General features: G+C 62.0%; 14 protein-coding genes. 4 read left to right on the top strand and 10 right to left on the bottom strand.

Annotated elements, in window-relative coordinates; all coding sequences use genetic code 11:
• Window positions 1-5: 5 nt before the first annotated feature.
• Genes RFN30_RS18830 through RFN30_RS18820 form a run of 3 tightly spaced genes read left to right on the top strand, consistent with a single transcriptional unit; the run spans window position 6 to window position 3,651 of the window.
• A complete protein-coding gene (locus RFN30_RS18830) occupies window positions 6-1,991 on the top strand; it encodes a hydantoinase B/oxoprolinase family protein (protein WP_320263582.1) in 1,986 nt (661 codons plus the stop codon).
• Window positions 1,988-2,287 (top strand): (2Fe-2S)-binding protein, encoded by a 300-nt coding sequence (locus tag RFN30_RS18825; protein WP_320263581.1) that lies wholly within the window; start codon window positions 1,988-1,990, stop codon window positions 2,285-2,287. Before RFN30_RS18830 ends, RFN30_RS18825 begins: the two co-directional genes overlap by 4 nt.
• Window positions 2,284-3,651 (top strand): FAD/NAD(P)-dependent oxidoreductase, encoded by a 1,368-nt coding sequence (locus tag RFN30_RS18820; RefSeq protein ID WP_320263580.1) that lies wholly within the window; start codon window positions 2,284-2,286, stop codon window positions 3,649-3,651. Before RFN30_RS18825 ends, RFN30_RS18820 begins: the two co-directional genes overlap by 4 nt.
• A gap of 53 nt (window positions 3,652-3,704) precedes the next feature.
• Here RFN30_RS18820 and RFN30_RS18815 read toward each other — a convergent pair whose 3' ends face one another.
• A complete protein-coding gene (locus RFN30_RS18815; protein ID WP_320263579.1) occupies window positions 3,705-5,030 on the bottom strand; it encodes an NAD(P)/FAD-dependent oxidoreductase in 1,326 nt (441 codons plus the stop codon).
• 224 nt (window positions 5,031-5,254) lie between these two features.
• On the opposite strand from RFN30_RS18815, the gene RFN30_RS18810 reads away from it, so the two are divergent.
• Window positions 5,255-5,731, top strand: coding sequence for an Lrp/AsnC family transcriptional regulator (locus tag RFN30_RS18810; protein WP_066989429.1), 477 nt, complete (start codon window positions 5,255-5,257; stop codon window positions 5,729-5,731).
• A 31-nt stretch (window positions 5,732-5,762) separates the two neighbouring features.
• Here the strand turns inward: RFN30_RS18810 and RFN30_RS18805 are convergent, their stop codons facing one another.
• From RFN30_RS18805 to RFN30_RS18765, 9 genes are all read right to left on the bottom strand, one after another.
• The gene (locus RFN30_RS18805; RefSeq protein WP_320263578.1) at window positions 5,763-7,100 is read right to left on the bottom strand and encodes an NAD(P)/FAD-dependent oxidoreductase; all 1,338 of its coding nucleotides are present in this window, start codon (window positions 7,098-7,100) and stop codon (window positions 5,763-5,765) included.
• A gap of 20 nt (window positions 7,101-7,120) precedes the next feature.
• Window positions 7,121-7,474: a cupin domain-containing protein gene (locus RFN30_RS18800; protein WP_320263577.1), complete on the bottom strand. Its 354-nt coding sequence runs from the start codon at window positions 7,472-7,474 to the stop codon at window positions 7,121-7,123.
• 11 nt (window positions 7,475-7,485) lie between these two features.
• Window positions 7,486-8,178 (bottom strand): ABC transporter permease, encoded by a 693-nt coding sequence (locus tag RFN30_RS18795; RefSeq protein ID WP_320263576.1) that lies wholly within the window; start codon window positions 8,176-8,178, stop codon window positions 7,486-7,488.
• Window position 8,179: 1 nt separating this feature from the next.
• Window positions 8,180-8,893 (bottom strand): ABC transporter permease subunit, encoded by a 714-nt coding sequence (locus RFN30_RS18790; RefSeq protein ID WP_320263575.1) that lies wholly within the window; start codon window positions 8,891-8,893, stop codon window positions 8,180-8,182.
• Between the two features lie 60 nt (window positions 8,894-8,953).
• Entirely contained in the window at window positions 8,954-9,772 is an 819-nt protein-coding gene (locus RFN30_RS18785) for a transporter substrate-binding domain-containing protein (protein ID WP_320263574.1), read from the bottom strand.
• 40 nt (window positions 9,773-9,812) lie between these two features.
• Window positions 9,813-10,589, bottom strand: coding sequence for an amino acid ABC transporter ATP-binding protein (locus RFN30_RS18780; RefSeq protein WP_320263573.1), 777 nt, complete (start codon window positions 10,587-10,589; stop codon window positions 9,813-9,815).
• Window positions 10,590-10,644: 55 nt separating this feature from the next.
• On the bottom strand, window positions 10,645-10,887 hold the full coding sequence (locus tag RFN30_RS18775) for a hypothetical protein (RefSeq protein ID WP_320263572.1): 243 nt from the start codon (window positions 10,885-10,887) through the stop codon (window positions 10,645-10,647).
• A gap of 381 nt (window positions 10,888-11,268) precedes the next feature.
• On the bottom strand, window positions 11,269-11,748 hold the full coding sequence (locus RFN30_RS18770; RefSeq protein ID WP_320263571.1) for an Lrp/AsnC family transcriptional regulator: 480 nt from the start codon (window positions 11,746-11,748) through the stop codon (window positions 11,269-11,271).
• Between the two features lie 88 nt (window positions 11,749-11,836).
• Window positions 11,837-13,492, bottom strand: a complete 1,656-nt coding sequence (locus RFN30_RS18765; RefSeq protein ID WP_320263730.1) for an ABC transporter ATP-binding protein — start codon at window positions 13,490-13,492, stop codon at window positions 11,837-11,839.

Below are 13,492 nucleotides of genomic sequence, written 5' to 3'. Positions count from 1 at the left end.
CTGTCTTGTTTGACCGGACAAATCTTCAGGTTCTCGCAAACCATGCCCGAGCGGCTGCCGAGAACATGGCGCACACGCTGCACCGCACCGCGCATTCCGCCTTCGTCAAGGAGACGCAGGATTTTACCGTGATGCTGATGGATCGCTCGGGGGCGACCTTCGCCGTGCCGATGGAGCTTGGCGCCACCTGGTATCCGGGGCTTTCCTATCACCGCGCGATCGCGATGGTGGACGATTACCGGCCGGGGGACGTTGCCTTCACCAACGATCCCTATTCCGGCCACGTCGCCACGCACGCGCCCGATACGCATCTGTGGAAGCCTGTCTTCGTCGACGGCGAGATCGTCGCTTGGGCCGGAGGCCATATCCACAACACCGACATGGGCGGCGCTGTGCCGGCCTCGCTCAGCCGGGCGCTGACCGAGATCCATCAGGAAGGCATCCGCTTTCCGCCGATGAAGCTCGTGCGGGAGGGCGTCTTCGACGACGCGATCCTCAGGATCATGAGCACCAATGTGCGCAAGCCCGACCTCAACATCGGCGACATCAAGGCGCTGGTTGGCGCGCTCAACACGGGCGAGCGCAAGATCCAGGCGATGGTGCGGAAGTTCGGCAAGGCCGGCTTCGTCGAAGGCGTCGCCGCGCTTCTCGACCATGCGGAGGCGCAGGCGCGCGACGTGCTGCGCTCCATGCCCGACGGCACATGGGAATTCGCCGACTATGCCGACGAGGATTCGGTCGAGGCCAATCCCTGCCGGCTGAAATTGAGGCTGACGATCAAAGGCGACGAGGCGGTGCTCGACTTCACCGGCTCGGATCCGCAGCTCGGCTCCTCGCTCAACGTGCCTTCAGGCGGCGATCCGCGCCACACCATGCTGCTCGTCGGCGTTTATTACGTGCTCTATACGCTCAATCCGAAGATCCTGCTCAACACCGGGCTTACCCGGCCGTTCACCTGCATCACGCCGCAGGGCTCGGTGCTCAATCCGGTCCATCCCGCCGCCGTCGGCATGCGCTCGCTGACCTGCGCCCGGCTACGCTCGGTCATCTTCGGCGCCTTCTCGCAGGCGGTGCCGGAACGACTGCCGGCGGCGCCGGCCGGCAACAATTGCATCGTCAATGTCATGACCACAGACGAGCGCACCAGCCGCAGCGTCATCGCGGCGGTGAACCCCGTTGTGGGCGGCGGCGGCGCGATGCCGCGTCGCGATGGAACCAACGGATCGGGCGCCGATGCCGCCTATCTCAAGAACACGCCGATCGAGATCACCGAGACCGAGACGCCGGTCGAGTTCGTGAAATACGGGCTCGCCAGGGACAGCGGCGGCGCTGGCCGCTGGCGCGGCGGGCTGGCGACCGAGATGGCCTTCCGCGTCTTTGCGCCGGACTCCCGGATCACGGCGCGCAACCGCGACCGCAGCTTCTTCCGCCCCTGGGGCGTGCTGGGCGGCAAGGCCGCCGGCTTGTCGGACATGGTCGTCAATCCGGGAACCGAGCACGAGCGGCGGCTGGGCAACATCGACACGGCGGTCCTGCAGCCCGGCGACGTGCTCGAGATTCGCTCCGCCGGCGGCGGCGGGCGCGGCGATCCGTTTCAGCGCGAGCCCTGGCGGGTCGCCGAAGATGTGCGGCGCGGCTATCTCTCCGCGGCAGCGGCTGGGCGCGACTATGGCGTCGTCCTGCGCGACGGCGAGGTCGACGAGCAGGCGACCGCGCAATTGCGCGCGCGGCACAAGCCGGCCGCCAGCCATTTCCATTTCGGCCCGGAGCGCGACGGCTACGAGGCACAGTGGACGCCGGCAGCCTATGACCAGCTCCACGCCGTGTTGGATGCTCTGCCGATCCATTGGCGGTTCTTCGCCAAGACGGAGATTTTTCGGCGCATGAAAGGTCGCTCCGGGGCGGATGGCGTCCAGGCAGCCTTCGATGCGGTCTGCGAACGCTTCCCTGAATTGCCACGTCCGAGGCCGGTGCGAGAGGCCGCGGAATGAATACCGGCCGCATCGTCCGGCTGGCCGAGCGCGACCGGCCAGAGGTGCGTTTCGTTCTTGATAGTGAGATGCGGAGCGCGCTTGCGGGCGATACCGTGCTGACCGCCATGCTGGCTTCAGGACACGCGTTGCGAAACTCCGAGTTCGGACCTGAGCCGCGCGCCGGCTTCTGCCTGATGGGAGCCTGCCAGGATTGCTGGGTGTGGCAGGAGGAGGGGCCACGCCTGCGGGCGTGTTCCACGCCGGTCGCTGAGGGCATGCGGTTGCGCACGGCGCCGCCGGAGAACTGGCCATGAGCGACGCCTCATCGCCGAGGATCGTCATCGTCGGCGCCGGTCCCGCTGGCATAAGGGCGGCGGCGACGCTGGTCGCGGCCGGATTCCATCCGGTGGTGATCGACGAAGGGCATCGCGCGGGCGGGCAGATCTATCGGCGCCCGCCGGATGGGTTCGTCCGCATGCCGAGACAGCTCTACGGGTCGGAAGTGGTGAAGGCGCGTGTGTTGCATGCGCTCTTCGACCGGCTGGCCGGAGAAAGGCGGCTGACCCACCACGCGGGCAGCTCCGTCATCGCCGCGCATGACGGGAGGCTGCACGTTCTGGGAGAGGGCGGGGTGCAGGTGATCGGCTACGACCGCCTGATCCTCGCCACCGGAGCGTCCGACCGCGTCGTTCCAGTTCCGGGCTGGCAGAGCGCCGGCGTCTACAGCCTAGGTGCGGCGCAGATCGCACTCAAGGCGCAGGGCGTGGCGCTCGGACGGCGCATCGTTCTCATCGGATCGGGACCTCTGCTGACGCTGGTCGGTGCACAGCTCCTCAAGGCCGGAGCGGACGTGGCGGCGGTGCTGGATACATCCTCCTGGCGCCAGCAGATGCGGGGATTCTCCGGACTTGCGGCCCGGCCGATCGTCGCGCTGCGCGGCTTGGCGCTGAGGGCAAGGCTCGGCGGCCGCTACCGTGCGGGCGTGACGCTGGAGCGTATCGAGGCAGACGCGTCGGGTGTCACGGCACTGCGCTGGCGCGATGCTGGAGGAAGGCAGCAAGTCACCCCATGCGACATGATCGGCGTGGGCTGGCATCTGCGGGCCGAGACGCATTTGGCCGACCTGACAGAATGCACCTTCGCCTATGACGAGCAGTGGCGGCAATGGCTGCCGAAGACCGACGAGATAGGGCGAGCCGGCAACGGCGTCTATCTTGCGGGCGACGGGGTTCGCCTCCTCGGAGCGGACGGGGCGGAGATCGCGGGGCGTCTCGCCGCGGCGGCATGCCTGTCCGATCTCGGCATTCCGGCGCCCTCGGCTAGCGCCGATCTGCGCAAGCTCGCGCGGCTCGAACGCTTTGCCACCGGTCTGGCTCGCGCCTTTCCCTGGCCGGACGCAATGGCGCGGGCAATCACCAACGATGCGATCGTCTGCCGCTGCGAGAATGTGAGTGCAGGAGCCATACGCGAGAGCGTAGAACGCTGTGGCGGCGAGGCCAACAGGGTGAAGTCGCTGTCGCGCGTCGGCATGGGGCGCTGCCAAGGACGCTATTGCCAACTGGCCGCCGTCGAGCTCATTGCGGCGCAAGCCGGCTGTACGCCCGAGGATGTCGGCCGGTTCCGTGGGCAAGCGCCTGCCCGGCCGGCGCCGATCGGCGCCTTTCTTCGGGAGGGCTGATGCAGTTCCGGAGATTCCACCAACCAAGCCATGTCGGAATGTCGAGCTTGAGACTAGAAGTCGGCGACCTTGCCCCAGGCCGAAGCATCGAAGCGCCGCGGATCGTAGGATGTCGGATCGACGATCGGTTCCGCCCCAGTGACCAGATCGGCGACGAGGTGCCCGGCGCCGGACCCGATGCCGAAGCCATGTCCCGAAAATCCCGCGGCCAGGAAGAAACCCGGTACGGCGTCAATCTCGCCGATGGCGGGCACGCCGTCCGGCGTGCTGTCGATATAACCTGCCCAGGCAGCACTGATCCTCGTCTTTCTGAGATCGGGCAGAAGTTCGAGCGCTCGGGCGTGGGTCAGCCGGATCGTCGCCTGGTCCGGAGCCGGATCGAGGATGCGCATACGCTCCATCGGCGTCGGCCGGTCGAGCCGCCAGCGTTTCAGCGTTTCGTGGCCCGAGCGCACGCCTTGCAATCCGCCGGGCCCAAGGCTTCGCCAGCGCTTCAGGAACATGGGCACGAATTGCGAGGAGAAGCGCAGCTGCTGCGGCGTTACGTCGACGCGTCCGCGCCCGCTGATCGCGAGGGTGTAGCCGCCGTCGCCGCGGCGCGTGGCCGAAATCTTTGCGGTGTGCAGCGCATCCGGCAGACCTTCGGCGCCGGGCGAGACGGAAAGGATGGACGAGCGAACCGACGCCTGCGGGAAGCGAAAGCCGAACTGGTGGCAAAAGGAGGAGGCCCAGGCGCCGCCAGCCATCACCGCCATCTTCGTGCGGATCGTTCCGCTTTCCGTGACCACGCCGCTCAGACGCCCGCCTTCGGTCTCGATGCCGCGCGCGGCGCAATTCTGGTGCACGCTGCCGCCAAGCTTGAGGATGGCGCGGGCGACCGCGGGCGCGGCCCGCGAAGGATCGGCGGTGCCGTCGGTCGGCGAGAAGACGCCGCCCTTCCACGTCCGGCCCGTGGCGCGGCCCCGCTTGCTGGCCTCGGTGGTGTCCAGCATATGCGTGATGACGCCGGCCGTTCTGGCGAAGTCGCGCCAGCGCGCCCAGCCGGCCAGTTCCGCCTCGTCATTGCTGAGATAGAGCAGGCCGCAGCGGCGGAAGCCGGTGTCCTCGCCGGTCTCCGTTGCAAAGCGCTCCCACAAATCGAGGCTGTGGGTTGCCATCGGCAATTCGCGGGCGTCGCGATTCTGCTGGCGGCACCATCCCCAGTTCCGGCTCGACTGCTCGGCGCCGATGCGTCCCTTTTCGACAAGCGCGACCTTCATGCCTCGCCGCGTCAGGTAATAGGCTGCGAAGACGCCGACGACGCCGCCGCCGATGATCACTGCATCAGCGGATTGCGGCAGTTCTCCAGATGTCTCGATTTGCTGCAGTGGCGCGCGCATGATCCTCTCTGCCTTGAAGCGCCAGTTTATCGCGTTGCGCAGGCAGCCGCTGCCGCAGTTGAGGCACAAGCAGAATTTTGTTCCGGCAACCCTGTTGAAATCGCGAGACCCTGCGTTTCAAAGCGGTGTCCGCTCGGATGGACAGGCCAGCGGGCTATGGTAGTCTCGACGATCACCAGCATGGCGGCATTTTGTGCTGTGGCACTCTTCCTCGGAGACAACCCATGAAACTGGATCGGATCGACATCAAGATTCTGCACGAGTTGCAGAAGAACGGCCGCATCACCAATGTCGAACTGGCCGAGCTGGTGCATCTGTCGCCGAGCCCGTGCCTGATGCGGGTCAAGAAGCTGCAGTCGGAAGGCTATATCGAGGGCTATTCGGCGCAGGTCAATATCGGCAAGCTCGGCCAGACGCTCACCGTGTTCACCGAGATCACCTTGAAGAACCATCGCCAGGTCGACTTCGCCCGCTTTCTCGCCGTCGTCGAAAAGATTGATCAGGTCATCGAATGCCACCTCGTCTCGGGCGGCTACGACTATCTGATGAAATTCGTCACCGCCGGAATCGGCGAATATCAGACGATCATGGAGCGGCTGACCGACATGGATATCGGCATCGACAAATATTTCAGCTTCGTCGTGTTGAAGTCGCCGATCGTCAAATCGCACATGCCGCTGCCCAGCCTGTTTCCAATGTGAGGCCGTACGTGCGATCACTGAAAAAAGAAGATCAGCCTTTCGGACTTTCATTCTTGCCGCGCATGGCGCGCTTGTCCCTGCGCTCGTAGAGCGAATAGACCAATGGGATAAACCAAGGCTTGCCGCGGTACAACGGCACTGCCTTAGGCGGTGGATCGAAGTCGAAAGCCGACTGGGCCTTCTCTGTCTGGCCAAGAAGCTTGAACGCAGCCTTCTTGCCGAGCCAGCGGGCCCAAACCACACCGGAACCGCAGAATCCAGTGGCGTAGACCGTATCGCCAACCGTAAACATTCGCGGGATCATATCCCGGTTCATCGCGACTTGGCCGAACCAGCTATGCGTTATGCCCACGCCTGCCAGTTCGGGAAATATGCGCCGGAGTTCCGAGCACAGATGTGTGGTAGGCGCAAGCGGATCTCCCTCAGTCGTGCCGTCTCGTCCACCGAACAGAATGCGCGAGCCATCCGGCGACGGGCGATAGTAATAGCTGAGCTGTCTCGTGTCGCCGTACATCATCTTCTTCGGCATCAGCCGACCCATCACGCCTTCGCCCAAGGGCTCAGTCGCTATGATGCGGCTGCGCACCGGCACAAGGCGACGGCGCAGCCAAGGATCGAAGCCGTCCGTGTAGGCGTCGGTGCATACCAACAGCTTTTTCGCCGACACGTCGCCGCGTGACGTTGCGACACGCACGCCACCAGCATCCTGAGTGGTCCCGAGAACCCTCGTGTTCTCGTGAATGACGGCATCGGTTGTCCTGGCAACTCGCAATATGCCCGATAGCAGCTTGGCGGGATGAAGGCCTCCGATGTCCATCCGTACGAAGCCGCCAGCGTAGAAATCCGTGCCGATATACCGCGATACCTCGTTGCGGGGGACCGCGAATGCCTCAATCCCGAGGGAACGGTGCAACAACTCGGCGTGGTGGCTGAGGTCCTCGCATTCGCGATCGCTTATGGCTCCATCGAAGAGACCCGAGAGGAAGAAGTCGCACTCCACCCCCTCGGCTTCGAGAAAGGCTGCCAAATCCTGCCGCGCGGCCTTTCCTTCCGCCAGTATGCCATCGGCCCGCGCTTGACCAAACCTGCGGATCAATTGTTTGCGGCTCGGCCTTATGCTGCCGCTTGCCATGCCGCCGTTTCGACTGGACGCGGCTTGCCCGATAGGTTGCCGGTCGAAGAGCTGAACGCTGCGTCCGGCTCTCGCAAGTTCGATGGCCGCCGACAGTCCCGCATAGCCGCCACCGACGATGGCGACATCGCATCGGGGGACCAGCGGCACCACCGGCAAAGCAGAGAATGCGCAATCGTCCCACCAGTACGGCGTAGCCTTGAACGGACGCGGGGCGCTCGTATCCATGGTGTGCATCTGTGATCCAATCAACGCGCTCAATCGCGCGAGACCCAGAGCTTCCGGGTGGTTTCGATCACTCGCCAGACGCCCGTGAATCCAGGGTGCATCACGAAGGCGTCGCCTGCCGCAATGCGACGCGGCTCGCCCCCATCCTCGATGAGTTCCGAAACCCCCGAAAGGATGTAGCAGACTTCGAAGGTTCCGCCCTTTATGGAGCGATAGGCGCCCGGCGTGACCTCCCATACGCCGGCCTGCACCTGGCCGTCAGAGGTTTGCGCGATATCCCAAGTCAGGAAACGGGGATCGCCTTCCACGCGCCGTTCCGGCAGCGGTTCTCCACTCCGCGGTTCGGGAAGGTTGTTCTGATCGATAAAGGTAAGTTTGGACATGAGGTACCCTTTCAGCGTGCGGAATGCCGCTCGAAGGACAGTCGCCTTTCGATGGCATTGAGAGCACTCAGACAGATGACGTTGATAGTCAGATAGAAGACAGCGGTGACGACGAAGATGTCCATGATGGCGAAGGTCTCGCTCATCAGCCGCTTCGCGTAGCCGGTTATTTCAAGCACCGTTATTGTGGAAGCAAGGCTCGATTCCTTGACGATGACTGCGACCTCGGTGCTGTAGGAAGGCAGGGCCTGCCGCAGCGCCAATGGAAATTTGATACGGTGGAAGATCACCCAGGGAGACATGCCGCAGGCTTCTGCCGCCTCGATCAGCCCGCGCGGCAGCGAGAGCAGGGCAGTGCGGAAAATCTCCGCAGTGTAGGCGCCGGTATTGAGAATGACGGCAAGGATGGCAGCATGCAGACTGTCGCCGATCAGCCACCACATAACCGCGTTGTGGCGTATGAGACCTATCTGTGCGAGACCGTAGTAGATCACGAAGATCTGCACCAGCATCGGCGTGCCCCTGAATACCGCGCAGTAGAAATCGGCACATTTCCGAATCGTGTTGACCCGGGATATCCGGGCTGTTGCGAGCAGGATGCCGAACGGCAATCCAAGACCGACCCCGAAAGCTGCAATAAACAGGGTTGTCTTTGTGCCGATGAGGAGAAATGGAATCGCATATGTGGCGATGCTGAAATCCATCCTAACCTCTACTGAAGCCGCGATTGAAATGTCTTTCGGCGCGGTCGAACAGAACTTGACTCGCCGCCGTGATGGCGAAGAACATCGCCGCCGCCAGGCAATAGAACAGAAGCGGCGAGCGGGTGATCCCGGCCGCGACCGCAGCGGCACGCATCAATTCCTGCATGCCGACGACGGATACGAGCGACGTGTCCTTGATTGTCATCTGCCATACGTTGTTGATCCCACCCAGAGCCAGCCTGAGGGCAAGAGGCAGGGTGACGCGGAGGAAGGTCACGGGTGGCGACAGCGACAGCGATCGAGCCGCCTCCAGGAGACCGTCAGGAACGGCCTGCAATGCCCCCCGAATGACTTCTATCGAGTACGCGCATGAGATGGCGGCGATTGCTATGATGCCGACAATGAATGGATAGGCGTTTTCGGCACTATCCGCGTAGCCGAATGCTGAGGCAATTTTCTGCACCCAATCGACGGAGCCGAAGAACAGGAGATAAATGACCAGCAGTCCCGGAACGCCACGGATGACGATGCTGTAAACATCAACAAGCTGTGACAGAACAGGGACCCGGCGCCAACGAAGGATGGCAAGCGGTATTGCCGTCGCCAACCCTATGACTACACCAAGAAGTCCGATCAGAATCGTAATGCCGGCGCCGTGCAGCAGTGCAAGGGACCAGCCCTTCTCGATCATCAGCACCCAGATATCGTGCAACATGAAATACATTCCATCAGACCGTCGCGGGATTGCCGCGACGATCTGTTGCCTATCGGATGATTACTTGTTGCACTGGATGGTGTAGTCGTCCTTGAACCAGTTTTCCGAGGCGGCCCTTACCTTACTGTTGTTGATCATGTTACAGATCGCGCCGTCAAGCTTCGCCTTGAGTTCTGTGTTTCCCTTGCGCAGGCCGACACCCATGCCATAACCTAGCGCTTCGTGATCGTCCGCTCCGGTGACCTTAACGTCGATGCGGGCAAAGTTGGCGCCTTCTGGCGAACTGAGGAAGTCAACCCACGTTGGGGAATCGCCGAATGCAGCGTCGAGCCGGCCTGCCGCAAGATCGGAATTCTGCTGGGTCGTGGCGTCGTAGGTCTTCAGGTCCGCGGTCGGAATATGTTTCTTGATAAACTGGGCGTAGGTGGTCCCGTTCACTACACCTACGGTTTTGCCGGCCAGCGCCTTCTCAATTTCCACAAGACTCTTCAGCCCGACGAACGGAGAATCCTTTGAAACCACGAAATACTGGGGTGTGGTTGCGTAGGGGATGGAGTAGTCTATCTTTTTCATTCTCTCGTCAGTGATGCCGAGACCCGAGATGATGACATCAAAGCGATCGCTGTCCATCGACGGAACCAAGGAACTGAACGTCTGGACCACGAATTTGCATTTGACCTTGAGTTCGGCGCAAATGCCGTTGGCGATATCGGCGTCGAAGCCGGTAACGTTGCCGTTAGCATCGGCCATGCTGAACTGCGGCGCATCGCCTTCGGTGCCCACGCGCAAGACACCATCCTCGGCCGATGCGGCGCCTATTGCCGCCGCCATCATGAGACCGGATGCGCAGATTGAGCGAAGTGCGTTCTTTGTGAGCATGCTGAGTTACCCCTCTTTGCTTTCTGATTGATGGCCGCCATCAGGCGACGGTTGAGATAACGCTGGATAGGAACCGTTTCACCGCTTCGGATGCGGGATTTCGAAACAGTTCTTCCGGCCTGGCATCCTGCTCAACGATACCCTTGTGCAGGAATATCATTCGGTTCGACACCTCCCGTGCGAACCTCATTTCATGCGTGACGAGGAGAATGGTCGCCCCTTCGTCGGCAAGCGTTCTGATGACCTTCAAGACCTCACTGACCAACTCGGGATCAAGCGCGGAGGTTGGTTCATCAAAAAGCATCAGTTTAGGCTGCATCGCCAAAACGCGCGCGATTGCCACGCGCTGCTGCTGCCCACCCGAAAGCTGGCTTGGATACCGGTGGCCAAAGTTGGCCATGCCCACCTTGGATAGCGCGGAAAGCGCTGTTTCATCCGCCTCCCGCTTGCCCTTCCGCAGTACGTAGATCAGCGCCTCGGTCACGTTCTCAAGTACGGTTCGATGGGGCCACAGGTTGAAGCTCTGAAACACCATTCCGATGCGGCGACGGAAAACTCTGATATTGGTCGCGTTGACGATTTTCGTTTCGTGGCGTTCGTTCTGCGATGCGGAAATCGCATCGCCCATCACCTCGATCTCACCCGAACTCGGCGTCTCCAGAAAATTGATGCATCGTAGGGCGGTGCTCTTTCCCGAGCCGGACGAGCCGACCAGCGAAATGACCTCGCCCTGCCGCATCTGGAAGCTCAGCCCGTTGAGAACGCGGGCCGTGCCGAATGCCTTGCGCAGTTCGTGAACTTTCAGAACAGGAGGCATGCCGAAAGACCTCCTGACTGTGCCGTTTCGATTTTCTCCACTTTGCTCGGCGCCTTCAGTGTTCGATCGTTTGCGCAACGTCGTCGACGGCCGCCCTCGCGATCGAGGCCATCTCATCAATTTCGGATTCCCTCATAACAAGAAAAAAAGCCCGCCCGCTGGCCTCCTGGATGCGGACGCCCTTGCCGGTTTGCATGACCGGAGGCTCGTTCACGCCAGAGGCGCAATCTTTCAGGTAGGTGATGGTGTGTAGAACCGATGGACGGTCCATTTCGGCGACATCTTCGCTGGTCGTCATTCTCGGATCCCTAGGGGGCCAAATCGCAGAAACAGACGAATTCGGCTCGACGAAATCCGACGACGGACGATGTCGAGACCCCTCCCGTTCAAGGCCGACTGCTTCCAGCTCCATTCCACCCTCAAGGATTACAAAACGTGACCTCAGCTTATGTCCGTTGGGGCACGCAATTCCGTCTTATTTCATTGGATGTCCGCAGAATTCCTGCCAATTCTGGGTTTGTAAGAGGAAACGCTCCGAACGCGTCGGACTCTGTCCGCGGCCGGGTAAACCAGTACTTCGGATCGGCGCTAATCTCGCGCTCATTTTCGCGGCACGTTCTTGCAGAGATTCAGATCACGGGCTGCCTGCACCACGCCGTTGACAGGCCTAAACGCATTATCAATCAAGAAAATGCTCGAAATCGATTGGCATGGAAAACCCAACCTTCACTCGATCCATGACAACCATTGTCTTGAACCCCTTAATGTCGTGATTCTCGTAGAAAAATCTCCGAGTAAAAGCTTCATAATCTTCCATGCTTCGGGATGTGATAATGAGAACGAAGTCTGCTTCTCCTGTAACGTAGTAGCCGTTCATCACTTCCGGAGTCTGGCGGATCGATTGTTTGAAGCGGTCGACGATGTCAGCCCGTTCGCGTTCGAGAGAAACCAGCACGAGCATCGCGATTGGCCGGCCGACGGTCTTGGGTTTCACGATCGAAACGTCAGCTTCGATTGCTCCCCCTTCCCGAAGCCGTTTGAGACGACGCTGGACCGCCGTTGCCGACAGGCCGACCATTTGGCCAAGCTCTTCCGTGCCGTGGCGATTGTTGGCCTGCAGAATATTAAGCAAGCGGGAGTCCAGTCGATCAAGCTTCATTCGGCGGGCCTGCGCGTTGATCTGGTGACACAATCGTTGCTGAAAACTTGCCTCACCCTTTAGTCTTCCAGCCTGTTCCCTCACGTAGTCAGCGGTGACCGTACTGGCTGACGAGCTCGGGGTCGCGGACGAGGCCGTCGAGCCACGTCGGATCGAGCTTCGGCACGGAGGAGAACAGAAGCTTGGAATAGGGATGGGTGGGTGCCTTCACGTTGTCGGGCGTGATTTGTTCCACCCGCTCTCCATTGTACATGACCATGATCTTGTCGCAGATGGCCTCGACGACCGAGAGATCATGACTGATGAAGATGTAGGAGAGCCCCAGCTCGCGCTGCAGCTCCTTGAGCAGCTCGATCACGGCGGATGCCACCACCGTGTCGAGCGCCGAGGTGATCTCGTCGCAGATGATCAGCTTGGGGTCTGCCGCCAGCGCACGGGCAAAGTTCACGCGCTGCTTCTGGCCGCCCGAGAGCTCCGATGGATGACGGTAGCGCAGCGCCCTCGGCAGGCGCACCATATCGAGCAGTTCATCGACGCGCTTCGAGCGCGCCTGCCTGTCGAGCCGGTGATAGAAGGCCAGCGGTCGCGAGATGATGTCCTCCACCGGCTTGGCCGGATTGAGCGCGGTATCGGCATATTGGAAGACGATCTGCATCTCGCGCAGCTGATCCTGGCTGCGTTTCCTGGCGGCCCGCTCCAGTTCCTTGCCGTCGAAGACGATCTCGCCGGCGGCCGCCGGGTGGATGCCGGCGATGACCCGCGCCAGAGTGGATTTTCCGCAGCCGGACTCGCCGATGACCCCGAGATTGCGCCCCTTTTCCACGGCCAAACTGACGGAATCGACGGCCCGGATCAGTGGCAGTCCGTCATCCCGCACCGGGCCATAGCCGGCAGTTAGATTGTCGATACGCAGCAGCTCTTTCGTAGCGGCATCTGCGTCGGCCTGCGCTTGTCGCGGCTTCGGCTCGAAGGCGGCCAGCAATTCTCGCGTATAGGGATGCTGGGCCGCGGAAAGAATTTCTCCGGTCGTGCCGGTCTCCTGCACTTCGCCGCCCTTCAGCACCACGATGCGGTCGGCGATCTGAGCGACCACCGCGAGGTCGTGGGAAACGTAGACGCCCGCTATCCCACCCACCTTCATGACCGACTTGAACGCTTTCAGCACGTCGATCTGGGTCGTCACGTCGAGCGCCGTCGTCGGCTCATCGAAGATGACCAGCTTGGGATCGCCGATCAGCGCCATGGCCGCGGCCAGTCGCTGCAATTGCCCACCTGAAACCTGGTGCGGATAGCGGGCGCCGATGCCTTCCGGGTCCGGCAGCGACAAGGCCCTGAACAGCTCGACCGCGCGCCGGCGCGCCTGCTCGGGCAGCATCAGTCTGTGGATGCGCGTGACCTCGATCACCTGTTCCATGATCGTGGACGACGGGTTGAACGAGGCGGCGGCGCTTTGCGGAACATAGGCAATGTCGGTGCCCCGCAGCCTCGCGCGTTCCTTCTCGGAAAGCGCGGCCATGTTCTTGCCGTTGACATTGATCTCGCCGCCGGTAATGCGGCAGCCCGGCCGCGCGTAGCCCATCAGCGAGAGCGCCACCGTCGTCTTGCCGGAGCCGCTCTCGCCGATCAACGCGATTATCTCGCCGTCGGCGATGTCGAGGCTGACGCCCTTGATGATTTCGACGACACGTCCGGCGTCGGTCGTCGCCTCGATCCTCAGGTTCCTGACCTCGACGAGATTGGTCAT

It is taken from the genome of Mesorhizobium dulcispinae (genome assembly GCF_033977345.1).
Lineage (GTDB): Bacteria > Pseudomonadota > Alphaproteobacteria > Rhizobiales > Rhizobiaceae > Mesorhizobium > Mesorhizobium dulcispinae.
The sequence above is the reverse complement of the archived record's forward strand: the minus strand, read 5'-3'. Positions and strand labels throughout refer to the sequence as shown.

Bases quoted from the DNA above. Each gene is read 5' to 3' on its own strand.
- RFN30_RS18820 (WP_320263580.1), top strand. From the start codon at position 2,284: ATGAGCGACGCCTCATCGCCGAGGATCGTCATCGTCGGCGCCGGTCCC.
- RFN30_RS18825 (WP_320263581.1), top strand. From the start codon at position 1,988: ATGAATACCGGCCGCATCGTCCGGCTGGCCGAGCGCGACCGGCCAGAG.
- RFN30_RS18815 (WP_320263579.1), bottom strand. From the start codon at position 5,030: ATGCGCGCGCCACTGCAGCAAATCGAGACATCTGGAGAACTGCCGCAA.
- RFN30_RS18805 (WP_320263578.1), bottom strand. From the start codon at position 7,100: ATGCACACCATGGATACGAGCGCCCCGCGTCCGTTCAAGGCTACGCCG.
- RFN30_RS18765 (WP_320263730.1), bottom strand. From the start codon at position 13,492: ATGACCAATCTCGTCGAGGTCAGGAACCTGAGGATCGAGGCGACGACC.
- RFN30_RS18785 (WP_320263574.1), bottom strand. From the start codon at position 9,772: ATGCTCACAAAGAACGCACTTCGCTCAATCTGCGCATCCGGTCTCATG.
- RFN30_RS18780 (WP_320263573.1), bottom strand. From the start codon at position 10,589: ATGCCTCCTGTTCTGAAAGTTCACGAACTGCGCAAGGCATTCGGCACG.
- RFN30_RS18795 (WP_320263576.1), bottom strand. From the start codon at position 8,178: ATGGATTTCAGCATCGCCACATATGCGATTCCATTTCTCCTCATCGGC.
- RFN30_RS18800 (WP_320263577.1), bottom strand. From the start codon at position 7,474: ATGTCCAAACTTACCTTTATCGATCAGAACAACCTTCCCGAACCGCGG.
- RFN30_RS18790 (WP_320263575.1), bottom strand. From the start codon at position 8,893: ATGTTGCACGATATCTGGGTGCTGATGATCGAGAAGGGCTGGTCCCTT.
- RFN30_RS18775 (WP_320263572.1), bottom strand. From the start codon at position 10,887: ATGACGACCAGCGAAGATGTCGCCGAAATGGACCGTCCATCGGTTCTA.
- RFN30_RS18770 (WP_320263571.1), bottom strand. From the start codon at position 11,748: ATGAAGCTTGATCGACTGGACTCCCGCTTGCTTAATATTCTGCAGGCC.
- RFN30_RS18810 (WP_066989429.1), top strand. From the start codon at position 5,255: ATGAAACTGGATCGGATCGACATCAAGATTCTGCACGAGTTGCAGAAG.